This is a genomic window from Streptomyces sp. AC1-42W (assembly GCF_003248355.1).
In the GTDB taxonomy this organism is placed as follows: Bacteria; Actinomycetota; Actinomycetes; order Streptomycetales; family Streptomycetaceae; genus Streptomyces.
On the sequence record NZ_QKWY01000002.1, the window covers coordinates 415,843 to 434,041 of the forward strand.

At 71.4% G+C, this 18,199-nt stretch carries 19 protein-coding genes, 1 tRNA gene and 1 pseudogene; 10 read left to right on the top strand and 11 right to left on the bottom strand.

Annotated features, from left to right (window positions below):
- Window positions 1–44: 44 nt before the first annotated feature.
- The 3 genes from DNK56_RS19715 to DNK56_RS19725 all read right to left on the bottom strand — a co-directional run bounded on the left by DNK56_RS19715 (window position 45) and on the right by DNK56_RS19725 (window position 2,628).
- A complete protein-coding gene (locus tag DNK56_RS19715; protein WP_111336619.1) occupies window positions 45–755 on the bottom strand; it encodes a nucleotidyltransferase family protein in 711 nt (236 codons plus the stop codon).
- A gap of 71 nt (window positions 756–826) precedes the next feature.
- Entirely contained in the window at window positions 827–1,249 is a 423-nt protein-coding gene (locus DNK56_RS19720) for a hypothetical protein (RefSeq protein WP_111336621.1), read from the bottom strand.
- Window positions 1,250–1,491: 242 nt separating this feature from the next.
- Entirely contained in the window at window positions 1,492–2,628 is a 1,137-nt protein-coding gene (locus tag DNK56_RS19725) for an ABC transporter ATP-binding protein (protein WP_111336623.1), read from the bottom strand.
- Between the two features lie 180 nt (window positions 2,629–2,808).
- Between DNK56_RS19725 and DNK56_RS19730 the strand changes: the two genes are divergently transcribed.
- From DNK56_RS19730 to DNK56_RS19745, 4 genes are all read left to right on the top strand, one after another.
- Window positions 2,809–2,882 (top strand) — tRNA-Thr (locus DNK56_RS19730).
- Between the two features lie 64 nt (window positions 2,883–2,946).
- Window positions 2,947–3,918: an aminoglycoside phosphotransferase family protein gene (locus tag DNK56_RS19735; RefSeq protein WP_111336625.1), complete on the top strand. Its 972-nt coding sequence runs from the start codon at window positions 2,947–2,949 to the stop codon at window positions 3,916–3,918.
- Window positions 3,919–3,984: 66 nt separating this feature from the next.
- Window positions 3,985–4,470 carry a GNAT family N-acetyltransferase gene (locus DNK56_RS19740; RefSeq protein ID WP_111336627.1) on the top strand — a complete coding sequence of 162 codons (486 nt, stop codon included), beginning with the start codon at window positions 3,985–3,987 and terminating at the stop codon, window positions 4,468–4,470.
- A 49-nt stretch (window positions 4,471–4,519) separates the two neighbouring features.
- A complete protein-coding gene (locus DNK56_RS19745; protein WP_241990005.1) occupies window positions 4,520–5,197 on the top strand; it encodes a pentapeptide repeat-containing protein in 678 nt (225 codons plus the stop codon).
- A 69-nt stretch (window positions 5,198–5,266) separates the two neighbouring features.
- Here DNK56_RS19745 and DNK56_RS19750 read toward each other — a convergent pair whose 3' ends face one another.
- The 4 genes and pseudogenes from DNK56_RS19750 to DNK56_RS19765 all read right to left on the bottom strand — a co-directional run bounded on the left by DNK56_RS19750 (window position 5,267) and on the right by DNK56_RS19765 (window position 8,336).
- A complete protein-coding gene (locus DNK56_RS19750) occupies window positions 5,267–5,764 on the bottom strand; it encodes a hypothetical protein (RefSeq protein WP_111336629.1) in 498 nt (165 codons plus the stop codon).
- Window positions 5,765–5,809: 45 nt separating this feature from the next.
- Entirely contained in the window at window positions 5,810–6,439 is a 630-nt protein-coding gene (locus DNK56_RS19755) for a response regulator (RefSeq protein WP_111336631.1), read from the bottom strand.
- Window positions 6,436–7,086 (bottom strand): annotated as a pseudogene (locus tag DNK56_RS19760) (sensor histidine kinase); the annotation flags it as partial. The gene DNK56_RS19755 and the pseudogene DNK56_RS19760, both read right to left, overlap by 4 nt.
- A 35-nt stretch (window positions 7,087–7,121) precedes the next feature.
- A complete protein-coding gene (locus DNK56_RS19765) occupies window positions 7,122–8,336 on the bottom strand; it encodes an RNA-guided endonuclease InsQ/TnpB family protein (protein ID WP_111339405.1) in 1,215 nt (404 codons plus the stop codon).
- 128 nt (window positions 8,337–8,464) lie between these two features.
- Between DNK56_RS19765 and DNK56_RS19770 the strand changes: the two genes are divergently transcribed.
- The 3 genes from DNK56_RS19770 to DNK56_RS19780 all read left to right on the top strand — a co-directional run bounded on the left by DNK56_RS19770 (window position 8,465) and on the right by DNK56_RS19780 (window position 11,832).
- Window positions 8,465–9,151 carry an ankyrin repeat domain-containing protein gene (locus DNK56_RS19770; RefSeq protein WP_241990006.1) on the top strand — a complete coding sequence of 229 codons (687 nt, stop codon included), beginning with the start codon at window positions 8,465–8,467 and terminating at the stop codon, window positions 9,149–9,151.
- On the top strand, window positions 9,148–10,299 hold the full coding sequence (locus DNK56_RS19775; RefSeq protein WP_111336633.1) for a YncE family protein: 1,152 nt from the start codon (window positions 9,148–9,150) through the stop codon (window positions 10,297–10,299). Before DNK56_RS19770 ends, DNK56_RS19775 begins: the two co-directional genes overlap by 4 nt.
- Window positions 10,300–10,416: 117 nt before the next feature.
- Window positions 10,417–11,832 carry a M1 family metallopeptidase gene (locus DNK56_RS19780; protein ID WP_111336635.1) on the top strand — a complete coding sequence of 472 codons (1,416 nt, stop codon included), beginning with the start codon at window positions 10,417–10,419 and terminating at the stop codon, window positions 11,830–11,832.
- A gap of 83 nt (window positions 11,833–11,915) precedes the next feature.
- Here the strand turns inward: DNK56_RS19780 and DNK56_RS19785 are convergent, their stop codons facing one another.
- A complete protein-coding gene (locus tag DNK56_RS19785; RefSeq protein WP_111336637.1) occupies window positions 11,916–12,491 on the bottom strand; it encodes a TerD family protein in 576 nt (191 codons plus the stop codon).
- A 169-nt stretch (window positions 12,492–12,660) separates the two neighbouring features.
- Here DNK56_RS19785 and arfB point away from each other — a divergent pair, with 169 nt between their 5' ends.
- Complete coding sequence (arfB, locus tag DNK56_RS19790) at window positions 12,661–13,095, top strand: alternative ribosome rescue aminoacyl-tRNA hydrolase ArfB (RefSeq protein ID WP_111336639.1); 435 nt, start codon at window positions 12,661–12,663, stop codon at window positions 13,093–13,095.
- 4 nt (window positions 13,096–13,099) lie between these two features.
- On the opposite strand, the gene DNK56_RS19795 is transcribed toward arfB, so the two are convergent.
- Complete coding sequence (locus DNK56_RS19795; RefSeq protein WP_111336641.1) at window positions 13,100–13,606, bottom strand: flavin reductase family protein; 507 nt, start codon at window positions 13,604–13,606, stop codon at window positions 13,100–13,102.
- A gap of 339 nt (window positions 13,607–13,945) precedes the next feature.
- On the opposite strand from DNK56_RS19795, the gene cdgB reads away from it, so the two are divergent.
- Window positions 13,946–15,574, top strand: coding sequence for a diguanylate cyclase CdgB (gene cdgB, locus DNK56_RS19800; RefSeq protein WP_111336643.1), 1,629 nt, complete (start codon window positions 13,946–13,948; stop codon window positions 15,572–15,574).
- Window positions 15,575–15,717: 143 nt separating this feature from the next.
- Entirely contained in the window at window positions 15,718–16,692 is a 975-nt protein-coding gene (locus DNK56_RS19805; RefSeq protein ID WP_111336645.1) for a CBM35 domain-containing protein, read from the top strand.
- 90 nt (window positions 16,693–16,782) lie between these two features.
- Here the strand turns inward: DNK56_RS19805 and DNK56_RS19810 are convergent, their stop codons facing one another.
- Window positions 16,783–17,070: a hypothetical protein gene (locus DNK56_RS19810; RefSeq protein ID WP_111336647.1), complete on the bottom strand. Its 288-nt coding sequence runs from the start codon at window positions 17,068–17,070 to the stop codon at window positions 16,783–16,785.
- A 252-nt stretch (window positions 17,071–17,322) separates the two neighbouring features.
- The gene (locus DNK56_RS19815) at window positions 17,323–18,174 is read right to left on the bottom strand and encodes a class II fructose-bisphosphate aldolase (RefSeq protein WP_111336649.1); all 852 of its coding nucleotides are present in this window, start codon (window positions 18,172–18,174) and stop codon (window positions 17,323–17,325) included.
- Window positions 18,175–18,199 lie beyond the last annotated feature (25 nt).

Genomic DNA, 18,199 nt, shown 5'->3' on the forward strand with positions numbered 1-18,199 from the left:
TCCCCGTACTGCGGGTCGTCCCACGGCTGTCCTGTGCGCCGCCGCTACCGGCCCTCCAGCTCCTTGGCGGCCTCCGTCAGGTCCTTCGCGGTGTCGATGGCCCGCCAGTACGCGCCGTGCGGCAGCGGGTAGCCGGCCAGCCGGCGTTCGCGGGCCAGCCGGGGGAACGTCGTCCGCTCGTGGTCGCCCCGGTCCGGCAGCAGCGAGGTGAACGCGGGGGAGAACACGTACACGCCCGCGTTGATCAGGTACGGCGACGGCGGTGCCTCGATGAAGTCCGTGATGTGGCCGAAGGCGTCGGTCTCGACCGCGCCCCATGGAATCCGCGGCCGCGCCAGCGCCAGGGTCGCGGTGGCGTCGCGCTCCGCGTGGAAGGCCGCCATCTCGCGCAGCGAGAACCGGGTCCAGATGTCGCCGTTCGTCGCGTACCAGGGCTCGTCCGGCTGCGGCAGGTGCGCGGCGGCGTACTTCAGGCCGCCGCCGCGTCCCAGCGGCTCCGGCTCCACCACCGTCGTCACGCGCAGCGGCAGCACCGCGTCGGCCAGCCACTCCTGGAGCACCTCGGCGAGATGCCCGCACGACACCACGGCGTCGGTGACGCCCTCGGCGGCGAGCCAGGACAGCTGATGGCCGATGATCGGAGTCCCCGTACCGGGGATCTCGACCATCGGCTTGGGGCGGTCGTCGGTGTACGGGCGCAGCCGTGACCCCTGGCCACCCGCCAGGATCACGGCCTGCGTCGGAAACGTATGCATGCCAGGCACGATATGTCGTGCCCGGCAGCGTGATGAGTCGCTTCGGTGAGCGGAACTTCGGGTCGCTCCGGTCAGCTGAACTGGGCGACGCCCGAGGCGAACGAGGTGTCGCAGACGGGGCGCGAGAAGCGGTGCGCCCGGGTCGGGCCGTACTTGTCGACGGCGGCCTTGCCGAGGGTCTTCGCGATGGACATGCAGTGCTTGGCGAGCGAGGGGCGGCCCTCGACGGCGCGCTGGAGGTGCGTCAGGGCGACGCCGGGGTCCTTGGCCCGCAGCTCCTGGACGAGCCGGTCGCGCAGGACGTCCTGCGGGGCGCGCGGCTTGGCGGCGGCGTCGGCGTCGGAGACGGAGCGGGCCGACGCGGCGAGGAGCTGCGAGTCGGAGTTGCTGGCTGCCCACGGCACGGCGGTGACCGCGAGGGTCCCGGACAGGACCATGACGACGGGCAGTACGAAAGCGAGAGTTCGGCCGATACGGCGCACGGAGTGGGTCACGCAGCGAGCGTAGCGGTCGGTGATGGCGAGGCGACAATACGTCACCCTGGCGGGGGACGGTTCGAGTGTGCTTTTCGAATCGCGTGTTGACGATCGCGGGTGAAATGACCGTTGTGGAGGGGAATCGGTGGGGCATCGGTGGGGTATCGGCTCTCGCCGGTTCAAACCTTCCGGCCCTCCCGGACGCGCGGTGGCCCCGCACGAAGCTCGTGCGGGGCCACCGTACAGCGTGTGCCGGATCGTCAGGCGGTGAGGCGCTCACCGGTCGACGTGGCGAAGACGTGCAGCTCGTCCGGGCGGGGCACGACGTGCAGCTTGGTGCCCTTCTCCGGGACGGCGCGGCCGCCGACGCGGACGACCAGGTCCTTGTGCTCGCCACCGACCTCGGCGGCACCGTAGACGAAGCCGTCGGCGCCCAGCTCCTCGACCACGTTGACCGAGACGGCCAGGCCGGCCGGGGCCTCCGAGGAGTCCTTGCTGAGGCCCTTGGCGGCGGCGCCGCCGTGCTCGACGATGTCGAAGTGCTCGGGGCGGATGCCGACCGTGACCGTGGTGTCGCCGCGGTTGGCGGCGGCGGTCAGCGCCTCGCGGGAGACCGGGACGACGCTGTTGCCGAACTTCACGCCGCCGTCGGTGATCGGGACCTCGACGAGGTTCATCGCCGGGGAGCCGATGAAGCCGGCCACGAAGAGGTTCGCCGGCTTGTCGTACATGTTGCGCGGCGAGTCGACCTGCTGGAGCAGACCGTCCTTGAGGACCGCGACGCGGTCACCCATGGTGAGGGCCTCGACCTGGTCGTGCGTGACGTACACGGTCGTGATGCCCAGACGGCGCTGGAGCGAGGCGATCTGCGTACGGGTGGAGACACGGAGCTTGGCGTCGAGGTTCGACAGCGGCTCGTCCATGAGGAACACCTGCGGCTCACGCACGATGGCGCGGCCCATCGCCACACGCTGGCGCTGACCACCGGAGAGCGCCTTCGGCTTGCGGTCCAGGTAGTCGGTGAGGTCCAGCATCTTGGCGGCCTCTTCGACCTTCGCCCGGATCTCGGTCTTGTTGACACCGGCGATCTTGAGCGCGAAGCCCATGTTGTCCGCGACGGTCATGTGCGGGTAGAGCGCGTAGTTCTGGAACACCATGGCGATGTCCCGGTCCTTCGGCGGCAGGTGCGTGACGTCGCGGTCGCCGATGCGGATGGCACCGCCGTTGACGTCCTCAAGACCCGCGAGCATGCGGAGCGAGGTGGACTTGCCACAACCGGAGGGACCGACGAGGACGAGGAACTCGCCGTCCGCGATGTCGATCTCGAGCTGGTCGACCGCGGGCTTCGTGGAGCCGGGGTAGACGCGGGACGCCTTGTCGAACGTGACACTGGCCATGCTGATGCTTCTCCTCCACCGGCAGGTACGTGCCGGACGATCCGTGGTAAGGGAGTGGTCTGGTCCATCCGAGTGGACCTGCAAGGACGCTACCTGGCGGTTTGGAATCTGTCAGCACTTCCCAGGGTGTGAGATTTCCGCACCGCGCGGGTGACCGGTTTGGTTAGACTGCTCCGACACGCCTCCTTAGCTCAGATGGCCAGAGCAACGCACTTGTAATGCGTAGGTCGTCGGTTCGAATCCGACAGGGGGCTCCCTCACCGGGCCGGCTCTTCGCCGGCCCGGTTTTTTCGTGGTTCGTTTTCTAGGGTTCGGGGTGTGATCGAGATCCCTGATGCCCTTGTCGCCAGTCAGTCCGCCTTCAACGGGGCCGCCGGGCGCGGTTTCGTGGCCGCGCTGCCGGGAAGGGCGGCGGAGTTCCTGGAGCGCTGGGAGCTGCGGCTGGACGGCGATGCGATGTACGGGGTGTGCGCGCTGGTCCTGCCGGTGGTGCGGGTGGGGGACGGGCGTCCGGCGGTGCTGAAGTTGCAGCTGGTGGACGAGGAGACCGCCGGGGAGCCGGTCGCGCTGCGGCTGTGGGGTGCGGCCGGGGCCGGGGCCGGGGCCGTGCGGCTGCTGGCCCATGATGCGGCGACCGGGACGATGCTCCTGGAGCGGCTGGACGGGCGCCGTTCGCTGGAGGGCATGGCGGACGCGGACCGGGCGGTGCGGGTGATCGCCGGGCTGCTGGCGGGGCTGACGGCGGTGCGGCCGGGCGCGGAGTGCGGGCTGCGCGGGCTCGGGGAAGCCGCGGCCCGGATGACCGCCGCCGCGCCCGGGGTCGCGGCGGCGCTGGCGGACGAGGGCGAGCGGGGGCTCGTACGCGACTGTGCGGCGGCGGTGCGCGAGGTGGCGGGGGAGCCGGGAGACCGGCTGCTGCACTGGGACCTGCACTTCGGGAACGTGCTGGCGGGCGAGGACGGCGGGGGCGGCGAGGACGGCGGAGGTGGCGGGGGTGGCGAGGACGGCGGGGGCGGTGGTCGGCGTTGGGTGGCCATCGATCCGAAGCCGCTGGTGGGGGATGCCGGGTTCGAGCTGCTGCCCGCGCTGGCGAACCGGTTCGACGCGGACGCGGTGGGGCGGCGGTTCGACGCGATGACCGGGGTGCTGGGACTGGACCGGGCGCGTGCGGTGGCGTGGACGCTGGGCCGGGTGCTCCAGAACGCGTGCTGGACGGTCGGGGACGGGGCGCGGCGGCTGGCGCCGGAGCAGGCGGAGATCGCGCGCGTACTGCTGGGCCGGCGCGGGTAGAGCGTCCGGCGGCCGGCGGGGCGGGGGCCCTGCCGGGAGCGGGGAGGGGCTGTTTACGCTGCCCCCATGATTCGTACCGCGACTGCCGCCGATGTCCCCCTGATCTACGCCATGGTCCGTGAGCTGGCCGATTACGAGAAGGCGTTGCACGAGGTCCGTGCGACGGAGGAGCAGTTGCGGGAGGCGCTCTTCGGCGAGCGTCCGGCGGCCTTCGCGCACATCGCGGAGTCGGACGAGGACGGCGAGGTCGTCGGCTTCGCGCTGTGGTTCCTGAACTTCTCGACGTGGCGCGGGGTGCACGGCATCTACCTGGAGGACCTGTACGTGCGGCCGGAGCGGCGCGGCGGCGGGCACGGCAAGGCGCTGCTGACGGAGCTGGCGCGGATCTGCGTGGAGCGGGGCTACGAGCGCCTGGAGTGGTCGGTGCTGAACTGGAACGCCCCGTCGATCGCCTTCTACGAGTCGCTGGGCGCGCGCCCGCAGGACGAGTGGACGGTGTACCGGCTGACGGACGGCGCGCTGGCCGCGCTGGGCGGGGCCGAAGGGGCCTGACCGCGCGGCCCCCGCGGGCGTTGTCAGTGGCGTGCGTCACGATGGGGGCATGGTGCGTGGTGGTGGTTCCGGTGGCGGTATCGCGGCGGCTCGGCGGCCGGAGGTGCGGTTGCCGCCGCTGGTGGAGTTCGACGGGGACGGCCTGGAGCCGGACGGGGATTACGACGGGGTGCGGTTCGGGTCCGTGGACCTGGCGGACGCGTCGGGGCGAGGCGCGCGGTTCATGGACTGCGCGCTGGAGGCCTGCGCCCTGGACCGGGCGGCGCTGGGCCGGGCGCGCTTCATCGACTCGGTGCTGACGGGCGTACGGGGGGTGGGCACGGATCTCGCGTCGGCGTCCCTGCGGGACGTGGAGGTCGTGGACGCCCGCCTGGGCGGGGTGCAGCTGCACGGCGCCGTGCTGGAACGGGTGCTGGTGCGGGGCGGGAAGATCGACTACCTGAATCTGCGCGAGGCCCGGCTGACCGATGTGGTGTTCGAGGGCTGTGTGCTGGCGGAGCCGGACTTCGGGGGCGCCCGGCTGAAGCGGGTGGAGTTCCGGGACTGTGTGCTGAGACGGGCGGACTTCAGCGCGGCGCGGATGGAGGCGGTGGACCTGCGGGCGGCGGCCGAGCTGGACATCGCGCGGGGGGTGGAGCGGCTGGCGGGCGCGGTGATCAGCCCGCTGCAACTGATGGAGCTGGCACCGGCGTTCGCGGCCCAGATCGGGGTGCGGGTGGAGGCGTAGGGCGCGCCCGCGCGGGTGTTACGGGGGCGCGCGCCGGTGTGTACGGGGGGCGGCTCCGGCCCGTACGGGTCAGAGGCGGGGGAAGCGGGACTGGAGGGTCCAGATCGTCGGGTTGTCGGCCAGGCCCTCGTGCATGTCGGCCAGGTCGGCGATCAGGTCGTGCAGGAAGTCGCGGGCCTCGCGGCGCAGCAGCGAGTGGCTGAAGGTGAGCGGGGGCTCCTCGGCGTCCATCCAGTCGGCCTCGATGTTCACCCAGCCGAAGCGGCGCTCGAACAGCATGCGGTCCGACGATTCGGTGAAGTCGAGTTCGGCCTGCTGGCGGCGGTGCGAGCGGTTGCCGCGCGGGTCCTGGTCGATCCGCTCGACGATGTCGCACAGCGCCCAGGCGAAGTCGAGCACCGGCACCCATCCCCAGGCTGTGGACAGTTCCCGGTCCTCCTTGGTGTCCGCGAGATAGACGTCCCCGGAGAACAGGTCGTGGCGCAGGGTGTGGACGTCCGCGCGGCGGTAGTCGGTCTGCGGGGGGTCCGGGAAGCGGCGGGAGAGGGAGTAGCCGATGTCGAGCACGGGTCGATGGTGTCATGCCCGGTGCGCCGGTCCGGCACCCGCGGTTCAGGACAGCAGGCGCTGCTCCTTGGCGACGGCCACGGCTCCGGCGCGGGTGTCCACGCCGAGCTTGTCGTAGATCCGGCCGAGGTGGGTCTTGACCGTGGCCTCGCTGATGAACAGGGCGCGGGCGATGTCGCGGTTGCCGAGGCCCCGGGAGAGCTGGCCGAGGATGTCGCGTTCGCGGTCGGTGAGGGTGGGGCGCGGGGCCCGCATCCGGGCCATGACGCGGCTGGCGACGGGCGGCGAGAGCGTGGTGCGGCCCTGGGCGGCGGAGCGGATGGCGGCGAAGAGTTCCTCGGGGCGTTCGGCCTTGAGGAGGTAGCCGGTGGCGCCGGCCTCGATGGCGCGGGTGATGTCGGCGTCGGTGTCGTACGTGGTGAGCACGAGGACGTGGGTGCCGGTGCCGGCCGCGATGCGGCGGGTGGCCTCGACGCCGTCGATGCCGGAGCCGAGCTGGAGGTCCATCAGGACGACGTCGGGGGTGAGCCGGGCGGTGAGGGCGACGGCCTCCTCGCCGCTGCCGGCCTCGCCGATGACCTCGATGTCGGGTTCGCTGCCGAGGAGGGCGAGGAGCCCGGCGCGTACGACGGCGTGGTCGTCGCAGAGGAGGATGCGGATGCGGTCGGCGGTCATGCGGGGTCCTGGGGTGTGGGGGCCGCGGTGGCGGCCGGCGGGGTCGGCACGGTGGCGGTGACGACGGTGCCTTCGCCGGGGGCCGATTCGATGGTGAGGGTGCCGCCGAGCTGGCGCAGCCGGGCGCGCATGGCGGGCAGGCCGTGGCCGCGCACCCCGGCGGGGGCGGTGGGCCCGGCGGCGGGTGTGAAGCCGCGGCCGTTGTCGGCGATGTCGAGGACGGTGCGGTCGTCCAGGTGGGTCAGGGTGAGGGCGGCCTCGGTGGCTCCGGCGTGCTCGGTGACGTTGGCGAGGGCGCCCTGGGCGATCCGGAGCAGCGCGGACTGGGTGCGGCCGGGCAGGACGGTGTGCGGGGCGCCCTCGATGTGGCAGCGGACGGTGAGCCTGCCCTGTGCCTGGGCGGTCTCGCGGGCGGCGATGGCGTGCAGGGCGGCTTCGAGGCCGCCGCCCTCGGCGAGGTCGGCGGGGGCCAGGTCGTGGACGAAGCGGCGGGCCTCGGCGAGGTTGCGTTCGGCGATGCCCGCGGCGGTGCTGACGTGGCGGCGGGCGGCGTCCGGGTCGGTGTCCCAGGTCCGGTCGGCGGCCTGGAGGAGCATCTGCTGGCTGGACAGGCCCTGGGCCAGAGCGGTCAGGGTGTCGTGGATCTCCGTGACTCCTCCCCGCACTGGGGCGGGGCTTCTCGCTATGCCGTGTTGGCGTCGCGACGGGCCAGCCCGGCCCGTAGAACGTTGAGTGCCCCGACTTCGTCCGCGTGGGCCTGGTGGCCGCAGTCGACGCAGCGGAACTTCTCTTGCGTGGGCCGGTTCTCCCTCGCGGTGTGCCCGCATTCGGGGCACCGCTGCGAAGTGTTGCGGGGGTCCACGGCGACCACTTCCCGCCCGGCACTTTCAGCCTTTGCGTTCAGGATCGTCACGAATACCCCCCACCCGGCATCGGTGATTGAACGGTTCAGCCCCGCCTTGGACGAAGCCCCGTTGGGCAGGAACAGACCCGGTGCATCGGCAGAGGGCTTCGGCGAGGGGGCCTTGAGCATGTTGCGGATCTTGAGGTCCTCGTACGCGATAAAGTCGTGCCCCCGCACCAGAGTGAGCGCGGTCTTGTGAGCATGGTCGATCCTGCGACGCCGTGTCCTGCGGTGCAGGGCCGCGACTTTCTCCACTGCCCGCTGGTGACTACGGGTACGGTCCTTGGCCCTGCACCGGGGGAAACGGGACAGTGACCGCTGCGCGGCCTCCAACTTGCGGGCGGCCTTGCGGGCGTGGTGCGGGTTGGAGACGTGGGTGCCGTTGGAGTCGGTGAGGAACGACGCGATCCCGAGATCGATTCCGATGGCGGAACCGGTTGCGGGCAGTGGTTCGGGCAGGGGCTGTTCGGCAGTGAGCACGACGAACCATTTGCGGCCCTCGCGTTTCACACTGATGGTCTTGACCGTGCCGGTCACCGCGCGATGATGGTTGACTCTGACATGCCCGATGCCCTGGAAACGCACACGAGTGACCGGGGTATGGGGAGTGGAGTCCCAACGACACCCATCCCCGTTCCGGGGAAAATCCACCGTGTCGAACCAGTTCACCCCGCGAAAGCGCGGATATCCTGGCTTGTCCCCTGCCTCGACTCTGCGGAAGAACGCGGAAAACGCCTTGTCCAGACGTCGAAGTGTGGCTTGCTGGGAGCTGAACGACCAGCGACCCTGGTGTTCGGGATCGAAGGCACGGATGTCCTTGAGTTGTCCGGACTGCATGCCGTACCGGACGCTTGTCCTCGACGGATGCCGGTAGGCATCACGACGTTCTTGCAGCGCCCCGTTGTAGAGCGAGCAGTGATCGCGCAGCATCTCGCCGAGAGCGATCGCCTGCCCCGCGGTGGGCCGCATGAGAAACTTGTACGCACGAATCAACCAGCCCACCGCCTTCGCTCTCTGCGAACGACAGTACCGTTGTCAGACGCCAACACAGCGGGAACGTAGGCTATTCCACCCGCACGGGTGAAACGTCTGCATTGGGGGTATCCCCTGGGGAGACGGACATGAACGCCCTCGATCACCGGTTGCTCGACGCCGCACGCGCCGGCGACACCGATGCCGTGCGCGCCGCGATCGAGGGCGGTGCCCGTGTGGACGCCCGCGACGAGGAGTTGCGCACCCCGCTGCTCCTGGCCGTCCACGGGAACCACGTCGGGGCCGCCCGGCTGCTCGTCGCGGCCGGCGCGGACCCCGACGCGCAGGACCGGCGCGAGGAGAGCCCCTGGCTCGCCACCGGTGTGACCGGCAGCATCGAGATGCTGCGCGTCCTGCTGCCGGCCGGCCCGGACCTGTCCCTGCGCAACCGGTTCGGCGGGATCGCGCTGATCCCGGCGAGCGAGCGCGGCCATGTCGCGTACGTACGGGAGCTGCTGCGGGCCACCGACATCGACGTGGACCACGTCAACCGGCTGGGCTGGACCGCCCTGCTGGAGGCCGTGATCCTCGGCGACGGCGGCCGGGCGCACCAGGAGATCGTGGAGCTGCTGCTCACGGCGGGCGCGACGCCGGGGCTCGCGGACGGAGACGGGGTGACCGCGCGGGAACACGCGGAGCGGCGCGGTTTCACCGCCCTCGCGGAGCTGCTGCGCGCGGCGACGGCCTCGGAGCGGGACGTGGATGAGGGCGCGGGGACGAACGAGGGCGCGGACCCGGCCTCGGACCCGGGCGCGGACCCGGGAGGCCCTCGATGACCCGCCGCCGTACTCTGCGCGCCGTTCCTCCCCTGCTGGCCGCCGTCGCGGCGGCGGCCCTGCTCGCCGGCTGTGCCGCGGACGAGCCCGCGCCCGCCGCCTCCACCTCCGCCGCCGCCGAGGCGCCCGCCTCGCAGGCGCCCGCGCCCTCCGTCACGCCGGAGTCCGGCGCCACCCCCGAGGGCACCCTGCTCGTCGCGGACTTCGGGGGCGACACCGTCACCTTCGTCGATCCGGAGCGCGGCGCGTTCGACCGCGTCGAGGTGGGCACCGCCCCGTACGGGCTCGTGGTCGGGAAGGACGGCCGGGCGTGGGTGGCCACCGCCGAGGGCGTCGCGGTCGTGGACACGGAGAAGCGGACCCGGCTGGACCGCATCCCGTACAAGACGCGCACCGGACCCGCGACCACCGGCGAGTACCGGGGCGGCGGGATGGGTATCGCGCTGGCCCCCGACGGCCGGCGGGTGTACGTCGGCGTCAACGTGCCCGGCGACAACGGGGTCCTGGAGGTCATCGACACCGGCACCCGGAAGGTGACCGACACGGTTCCGGTCGGGCGCCGGCCCTTCGACGTGGACGTTTCGCGCGACGGCGCGGAGGTGTACGCCACCGGGCACGACTCGTTCGACGTGACGTCCGTCCGTACGGACACGCTGCGCACCGAGCGGATGGAGGTCGCCCCGTACGGCACCGAGGGCGGGCTCGGCTCCTGGCTGAAGCCGCACTACGCGGTGGTCCGGCCCTCGGACGGGAAGCTGCTGCTGCCGTTCGAGGGGGAGCGGCTCGCCGTCCTCGACCCGCGCACCGGGAAGGTGACCGTGGAGCGGATGACGGCCGACACGCACCAGCACGGGGCGACGATGGCGCCGGACGGCACGCTGCTCGTCGTCGGCACGGGCCCGATCGCGTCCGACGACCAGGATGTGTCCCTGACGATCCGTGACCCGGACGGCTCCGAGCGCGTCGTGGACCTGGACGGCCCGCACGAGGACGTCGCCGTGTCACGGGACGGCCGTACCGCGTACGTCACCGGCGGGTTCACCCGCGACGGGTACTGGAACGGGATCACGATCGTCGACCTGGACGGCACGGCGTCCCCGGTACGCCTCGCGGCCGGCGAACGCCCGCTGGGCATCGCGGTGCTCTGAGCGGCGGCGCTCCCGGTCCGGACGCCGCTCCGGGTCCGGACGCCGCTCCGGGCCCCGGCGGCGCGGGCCCTCCTTCGACGCCCCGGATTACGACATTCCGCACATAGGATCATCCGTGTGGATCATCGAACTCCGGTACGTCGAAGGACGGCCCGCGCCGCCTTCCCGCTGCTCGCCCTCGCACTCCTCGCGCCCGCCTGTTCAGGCGGGGTGGAGGGCAGGCCGGGCGCGGCCGGGGTGCGCGATCCGTACTTCCCGAAGCTGGGCAACGGCGGCTACGACGTCTCGCACTACGCCATCACGCTCGATGTGGACCCGGCCGGGCAGACGCTGCGCGGCACCGTGGAGATCACCGCGCGGGCCACGCAGGACCTCAGCTCGTTCAATCTGGACCTGGCCGGGCTGACCGTGGACTCGGCGACCGTGGAGGGGCGTCCGGCCGCCGTGAACCGGGCGGGCAACGAGCTGACGCTCCGTACGGAAGCGGAGGTCGAGGACCGGCTGCACCGGGGCGAGACCTTCCGCGCCGTCGTGCGCTACTCCGGCTCCCCGAAGACCGTCACGGACCCGGACGAGTCCGAGGAGGGCTGGCTGCCGACCGACGACGGGGCGGTGGCCCTCGGCGAACCGACCGGCTCGATGGCCTGGTTCCCGGGCAACCACCACCCGAGCGACAAGGCGGCGTACGACCTGACGGTCACCGTCCCCGAGGGGCTTACGGCGGTCTCCAACGGTGTGCTCGCCGGACCGCCGGCGACGAAGAAGGGCCGCACCACCTTCCGCTGGCACACCGCCGAGCCGATGGCGAGCTATCTGGCGACGCTGGCGATCGGCCGGTTCGAGACGAAGACGTCCACGATGCCGGGCGGCGTCACCGTGTTCACGGCGGTGGACCCGGAGGTGGCGAAGGAGAGCGCGCGGACCGTGGCCCGGGTGCCGGAGATCGTCGCCTGGGAGACGGAGCACTTCGGCCCGTATCCGTTCTCGGCGACGGGCGCGATCGTGGAGCGCGAGGACGACGCCGGGTACGCGCTGGAGACGCAGACCCGGCCGTTCTTCCCCGGCCCGCCGAGCGCCGGGCTGCTCGTCCACGAGATGGCGCACCAGTGGTTCGGCGACTCGGTCACACCGGAGAGCTGGCGCGACATGTGGCTGAACGAGGGTCTGGCGACGTACGCGGAGTGGCTGTGGGAGGAGGAGAAGGAGGACACCCCGGCCGCGGAGTCCTTCCGGGACGCCTACGAGGACGAGGACAACTGGGCGTTCGCCCCGGCCGCTCCGCCGTCCGCCGCGCGGATCTCGGACGATCCGGTGTACGGGCGCGGGGCGATGGTGATCCACAAGATCCGCGAGGCCGTCGACGACGACGAGGAGTTCTTCGCGCTGCTCAAGGGCTGGACGCGGAAGTACCGGCACGGCAACGCGTCCACGGCGGACTTCACCGCGTACGTGGAGCAGGCGACCGGGCAGGATCTGTCGGGGCTGTGGAAGACCTGGCTGTACGGCGGGAGCCGGCCGGCCGCGAACGGCTGACCGGCTCCCGGACCGCTCGTGGGTCAAGGACCGATGTACTCGGCCGGAGACCGACGCGCTGGGTCAGAGGCTGACGCGCTGGGTCAGAGGCTGACGCCGAAGTCCGAGGCGATGCCGCGCAGGCCGGAGGCGTAACCCTGGCCCACGGCACGGAACTTCCACTCGGCGCCGTTGCGGTACAGCTCGCCGAAGACCATGGCGGTCTCGGTGGCGGCGTCCTCGCTCAGGTCGTAGCGGGCGATCTCGGCGCCGCCGGCCTGGTTGAGGATGCGGATGTACGCGTTGCGCACCTGGCCGAAGTTCTGGCTGCGGGTCTCGGCGTCGTAGATCGAGACCGGGAAGACGATCTTGTCCACGTCGGCCGGCAGGCCCGCCAGGTTGACGTTGATCTGCTCGTCGTCGCCCTCGCCGGCACCCGTGAGGTTGTCACCGGTGTGCACGATGGTCTGGTCCGGCGTCGCCTTGTTGTTGAAGAAGACGAAGTGGGCGTCGGAGTAGACCTTGCCGCCCGCGTTGACCGCGATCGCCGAGGCGTCGAGGTCGAAGTCGGTGCCGGTGGTGGTACGGACGTCCCAGCCGAGGCCGACCGTGACGGCGGTGAGGCCGGGGGCCTCCTTGGTGAGGGAGACGTTGCCGCCCTTGGACAGGCTTACTGCCATGGGAAGTCCCTTTCATCTGTCGGGTGCGGGCTTCGCGGTCACGAAGCTACCGTCATCGTTCATAACGCCGACAGGGGACCACGAGGTTCCGCGTGCCTTTACTTTCTTTGCCGAAGGGGAGACCCGGCGCCGCAAAAAGAGGTGACGAACCCCCGGCGGGGCGGGGAACATGGGTGACATGTCCGGGCCCTATGTCATCCGCGGTTCGGTCTCCCTGCCGGAGGCCGAACTGATGTGGCGTTTCTCCAGGTCCTCGGGGCCGGGCGGGCAGCACGTCAACACCAGCGACTCGCAGGTGGAGCTGCGGTTCGACCTCGCGGCCACCGAAGCGCTGCCGGAGGTGTGGAAGGAACGGGCGCTGGAGCGGCTGGCCGGCCGGCTGACGGGCGGCGTGATCGCGGTCCGGGCCTCCGAGCACCGCTCCCAGTGGCGCAACCGCGAGACGGCCGCCGTGCGGCTGGCGTCCCTGCTGGCCGAGGCGACCGCGCCGCCGCCCCGGCCGCGCGTGAAGCGGAAGGTGCCCCGGGGCATCAACGAACGCCGGCTGCGGGAGAAGAAGCAGCGCGGCGAGACGAAGCGGGGCCGCACGGGCCGCGACTGGTGAGCGCTCAGCCCAGTTGGCGGTAGCGCCCCCGGAAGTACGTCAGCGGGCCGCCCTCCCCGCTCGGCACCCGCGCGCTCAGCACCCGGCCGATCACCAGCGTGTGGTCGCCTGCGAGCACCCGCTGCTCCGTCCGGCACTCCAGCGTCGCCAGCGCGCCGCCCGCCAGCGGGGCGCCGGTGACCTCGCCGCGCACGTACGGGATGTCCTCGAAGAGCAGCCGGTCGCTGATCCGGCCCTTCATCGCGAACCGGCCCGCGATGTGCCGCTGGCTCTCCGCCAGCACGGAGACCGCCCACAGTGGCTGCTCCGCCAGCAGGTCGTCCATCCGGGAATCGTTGCGCAGGCTCACCAGGACCAGCGGCGGATCCAGCGAGACCGACATGAAGGCGGTCGCGGTCATGCCGACGTCCTCGCCGCGGCCGTCCTCGTCGAGCGGCGGCTCCTGGGCGGTGACCAGCACCACGCCGGCCGCCAGCCGCGACAGGGCGGCCCGGAACTCTTCGTTGCTCACCCCCTCAGCATGGGGGACGGACTCGGTACGCGGGGTGGGGGGCTTCGTCTGCTGCAACACACCGGGAACGCTAGTGCCGCGCTCCGCGCCCCCGCATCGGGCCAGGGGACCAGCCGGGTCCTAGGACCGGCTCCGGACCTGCTCCGCCTCCCGAGCCGCTGACCTGCGACGATCACTCCCTGCTCGTTTGTGACTTGAGTCACAGAGTGCGATATTTGTTGACCCTGTGTACCGGGTGCACAGCTCGCTGTGATTCAGTTGCCGTGACACTGCAGTAAGTACGTCATGTACGTCGATATGAATTCTGGAGTGCTGTCGAGGTCTCGGGGAGTGCGAGCAATGGAGGCCGAGTCGGAGCCCTACGTCCGCCTCGCGACGATGCGGCAGCTGCACCAGGCCGTCGCCGATCTCAACACGGCACGGAGTCTGGCCGACACCCTGCAGACCGTGGCCGACGGGATCGTCGCCCACCTCGGCTACGAGCTTGCCTGCGTCAACCTCGTCCGCCACGACGGCGACCTCGTCGTCGCCTCCCTCGCCGGCAACCACGCCGCCGAGGCCCTGATCACCGGCCGGGTCGGCTCCCGCGCCTCCTGGGAGCGCCGGCTCGTCATGGGCGAGGCGTGGGACGGGCTGCGGTTCATACCCCACACCGAGGGCTGGGTCCTCCTCGACGACGACGTACCGCAGTGGCACACCGAGGGCCCCGAGCCCCGCTTCGAGGACGAGTGGCACCCGCAGGACCGCCTCTACGCCCCGATGTACACCTCCGGCGCCGGCTCGGACCTGCTCGGCGTCATATCCGTCGACCGGCCCCGCAACGGGCGCCGGCCGGGTGCCTGGGGGCGCGAGGCGCTCCAGATGTACGCCTCGCAGTCCGCCATAGCCATCAGCAACGCCCGCCTCCGCGCGAATATGCAGCGGGCCCTGGTCCGGCTGGAGCGCGAGCAGCAGGCGCTCCGGGCCAGCGAGGAGTCCTTCCGCCAGGCCTTCGAGTACGCCCCCAGCGGCATGGCGATCGCCGAGCTGGGCGGGGACCAGCAGGGGCGGCTGCTGCGGACGAACGACGCGCTGTGCCGGCTGCTGGGCCGCCCCGCCTCGGTGCTGCGCCGCTACTCCTTCGCCGACCTGGTCCACCCCGAGGACATCGGCACCCTGCTCCGTACCTCCGCCGAGGGCGGCCGCGCCGAGCTGCGCCTGGGCCGCCGGGACGGCACCTATCTGTGGGTCTCGCTGCGCAACTCCGTCGTCGCGGACACCACGGACGGGCCCCGGTTCCTGCTGACGCATGTCGAGGACATAGAGGAGCGCAAGCGCCACGAGCTGAACCTCGCGCACCGCGCCTCGCACGACGCGCTCACCGGCCTGCCCAACAGCGCGGAGCTGCGCGCCCGGCTCGGCGCCCGGCTGTGCGCCCGCCCGGACGCGGCGGCCACCACCGACGTGGAGGCGCTGGACGCGGCGTACGGGGACGACGGACGCGGGCCCTACCCGGCGACCGGCCCCGGCGCGCACCCCTTCGACCACCATGTGCACGCGGTGGCGCCGGACACGGCCCGCGACGACGGCGCGAAGGGGCTCGCGGTCCTCTTCTGCGACCTGGACGGCTTCAAGTCCATCAACGACCGCTTCGGGCACCACACGGGTGACGCGGTGCTCATCGAGGTGGCCCGCCGGCTCAGCACCTGCGTCCGGGACGGGGACACCGTCGCCCGGCTCGGGGGTGACGAATTCGTCGTCCTCGCGGACGGGCTCGGCGCGGCGGACGCCGCTGACCTGGCCGTTCGCCTGCGGAACGCCATCATTCCGCCGATCCGGGTGGACGGGCGCGCGGTGCGCGTCGGGGCGAGCTTCGGGATCGGCTGGGCGGAGTGCGGGATGACCGCCGAAGAGGTGCTGCGCTCCGCCGACCAGCGGATGTACATCGAGAAGCGGTCGAGGGCGAAGGTTCACCGCAGGGCCGGCTGATGTTTCCCCGCGCTGCCGCGCGGGGATTCCGGCGGCGATCCGTGTCAATTCTTGACATCGGCCATTCGGGGTAGGCTCGCCCGGTCGGCGACGGCTGGCGATATTCGGCGACGGCTGGCGACATGGTGAGGAGTGACCCAGGGATGGCCGGGAACAACGGCGCGAGCACACCCGAGGACGACGATCCGTTCGGCTACCTCTACGCGGACGGGCAGGCGGCCGGTGCGCAGCCGCCGGGACAGGGCGGCTACGGCTACCCCGGCCCCGCCGCCCAGCCGGGTGTGCCGAGGACCTCGTACAACCAGGTGCGCAACGTGGGCGAGCGCCAGTACGGGCAGCCGCAGCAGCCTTCGCAGCAGGGGTACGGCTATCCGCCGCCGCAGGGCGCGTACAACCGGCCGAATCCGCAGTACGCCGCGCCGGAGACGTACCCCGGTGGCGCGACCACCGCGCAGGTGCCGCAGCCGGGCGGGCGCGGCGGCGCGGGCGGGTCCGGCAAGGGCGGGCCGAACACCAAGGGTCTGCTGATTGCCGCTGTCGCGGTGGTCGCCGTGGTGCTGATCGGCATCGGCGCGGCGCTGCTCACGGGCGACGGCGACAAGGACAAGAAGAAGGACGAGGCCACGTCCACGCAGGGGCCGGGCTCGAAGGTCGAGGAGTCCCCGACGCCGACCCCGTCGCAGAGCGCCTCCGCCCCGGCCGACCTGCCGAAGCAGGACGCCGCCATGCTGAAGCTGGGCGGCACGGCGAAGCTCGACAACTCGGTCAAGGGCGCGGAGGGTCCTGGAGGGTCCTATGTGAAGGACTTCAACGCCGTGGGGTCTTCTGTCACCTGGGAGGCAAGCCTCAAGCGGGGCGGCGAATACAAGCTGTACGTGCGCTATTCCATTCCGGCCGAGGACGCGGACGCCACCCTGACGGTGAACGGCAAGGAGAATGGTTCTCCGATTGGCCTCAAGAACTTCATCAACAGCGATGACCCTGACTTGGAAAAGAACTGGCAAACCACGTGGGCGCCGGTGACCCTTCAGGAGGGCGAGAACACGATCAAGCTTTCCTGTGAAACCGGAAACAATTGCAACGCTATTCTGGACTGGCTGAAAATCGCCGATTCGTAAAATTTGTTGCAAGGGGCGTGGTGGAGGCGGTCTGTGGCATTGCGAGTCACGGACCGCCTCCACGCATGTGTTGCCGTCAACAGGGTGGCGTCAGGGGGACCTGAGGTCCAAGCAACTGTTCAGAACGGTGGATTTTTCCGCTCTGGCCGCTTGAATTCCCAGCTTGATGATCCCGCTGCTGGTGTCTTGTGCGGTGGTCTCGACGACCACTGTGCCCGGCCCGCCGTAGTTGTAGTGCCAGGCCCAGTACTTGCGCTTGCCATTGGCGGTGACGGACACGAAGCGGGCTCGGGCGTGGTGTCCATCGCTGGCCGTATCGGTGATTTCCATGTGCAGCGTCCATTTGTTGGACGGGCCGTCGTTCTGGGTGGTGCTCATTCTTATGTATGCGGCAGCGCCAGTGGTCGTGCAGCCGGCCGACAGGGTGTGAACCTCAGCGTGGGCTGAGCTTGTCAACCCTGTAGCGAGAAGCGGGGCGGCTGTCCCTGTTCCTGCTGCCCGAAGCGCGATTCCCATCTTGTTTGTCATGTGCCAACAGTATTTGTGTGGGTGCGCATTTCCCAGGGGAATTCCGGTCAACCAATCGAACAGGAGGTTCGGCGGTGTCGGAGTTCGGTCACTGTGGAGTGCTCAGCCCATCAGGGCGAGGAAGCCGGTGACCGTGGTGGCCATGGCCTCGCGGGCGGGTGCCAGGTACTTGCGGGGGTCGACGCCGGTGGGGTGCTCGGCGAGGTGGGCGCGGACGGCTCCGGTGAACGCGGTGTTCAGGGCGGTGCCGACGTTGACCTTGACCATGCCGGACGCGGCGACGGCCCGGCGGATCTCGTCGTCCGGGACGCCGCTGGAGCCGTGCAGGACGAGCGGTACGGGCACGGCGTCGCGGAGCCGGCCGATCAGCTCGTGGTCGAGGGCGGCGGTGCGCTCGGTCATGGCGTGCGAGGAGCCGACCGCGACGGCCAGGGCGTCCACACCGGTCGCGGCGACGTACGCGGCGGCCTCGTCCGGGTCGGTGCGGACGCCGGGGGCGTGGGCGTCGAGGGGGGCCTCGCCCTCCTTGCCGCCGACCTTGCCGAGTTCGGCCTCGATCCAGACGCCGCGTTCGTGGCCCCAGGCGACGGCCGCCGCGGTGGCCCGTACGTTCTCCTCGTAGTCCAGCTTGGAGGCGTCGAACATCACCGAGCCGAAGCCCGCCTCGTGGGCTCGGTGGAGCAGGTCCACGGACTCGACGTGGTCGAGGTGGAGGGCGAGCGGGGCGCTGGAGGCGCGGGCGACGGCGGCGGCAGCGGCGGCGATGGCGGTGAGCCGGCCGCCGTGGAACTTCACGGCGTTCTCGGAGATCTGGAGGACGGCGGGGGCTCCGGCGCGTTCGGCGCCGGTGGCGATGGCCTCCGCGTGTTCCAGCGTGATGACGTTGAAGGCGGCGATTCCGCGTCCCCGCGCCTGGGCGGCGGAGACGAGTTCACCGGTGCTGACGAGCGGCATGGCTGACCTCTGTGTTCGTGGTGCG

Bases quoted from the DNA above. Each gene is read 5' to 3' on its own strand.
- arfB (WP_111336639.1), top strand. From the start codon at position 12,661: ATGGGTGACATGTCCGGGCCCTATGTCATCCGCGGTTCGGTCTCCCTG.
- DNK56_RS19770 (WP_241990006.1), top strand. From the start codon at position 8,465: ATGAACGCCCTCGATCACCGGTTGCTCGACGCCGCACGCGCCGGCGAC.
- DNK56_RS19715 (WP_111336619.1), bottom strand. From the start codon at position 755: ATGCATACGTTTCCGACGCAGGCCGTGATCCTGGCGGGTGGCCAGGGG.
- DNK56_RS19815 (WP_111336649.1), bottom strand. From the start codon at position 18,174: ATGCCGCTCGTCAGCACCGGTGAACTCGTCTCCGCCGCCCAGGCGCGG.
- DNK56_RS19755 (WP_111336631.1), bottom strand. From the start codon at position 6,439: ATGACCGCCGACCGCATCCGCATCCTCCTCTGCGACGACCACGCCGTC.
- DNK56_RS19745 (WP_241990005.1), top strand. From the start codon at position 4,520: ATGGTGCGTGGTGGTGGTTCCGGTGGCGGTATCGCGGCGGCTCGGCGG.
- DNK56_RS19805 (WP_111336645.1), top strand. From the start codon at position 15,718: ATGGCCGGGAACAACGGCGCGAGCACACCCGAGGACGACGATCCGTTC.
- DNK56_RS19810 (WP_111336647.1), bottom strand. From the start codon at position 17,070: ATGAGCACCACCCAGAACGACGGCCCGTCCAACAAATGGACGCTGCAC.
- DNK56_RS19785 (WP_111336637.1), bottom strand. From the start codon at position 12,491: ATGGCAGTAAGCCTGTCCAAGGGCGGCAACGTCTCCCTCACCAAGGAG.
- DNK56_RS19775 (WP_111336633.1), top strand. From the start codon at position 9,148: ATGACCCGCCGCCGTACTCTGCGCGCCGTTCCTCCCCTGCTGGCCGCC.
- DNK56_RS19725 (WP_111336623.1), bottom strand. From the start codon at position 2,628: ATGGCCAGTGTCACGTTCGACAAGGCGTCCCGCGTCTACCCCGGCTCC.
- DNK56_RS19740 (WP_111336627.1), top strand. From the start codon at position 3,985: ATGATTCGTACCGCGACTGCCGCCGATGTCCCCCTGATCTACGCCATG.
- cdgB (WP_111336643.1), top strand. From the start codon at position 13,946: ATGGAGGCCGAGTCGGAGCCCTACGTCCGCCTCGCGACGATGCGGCAG.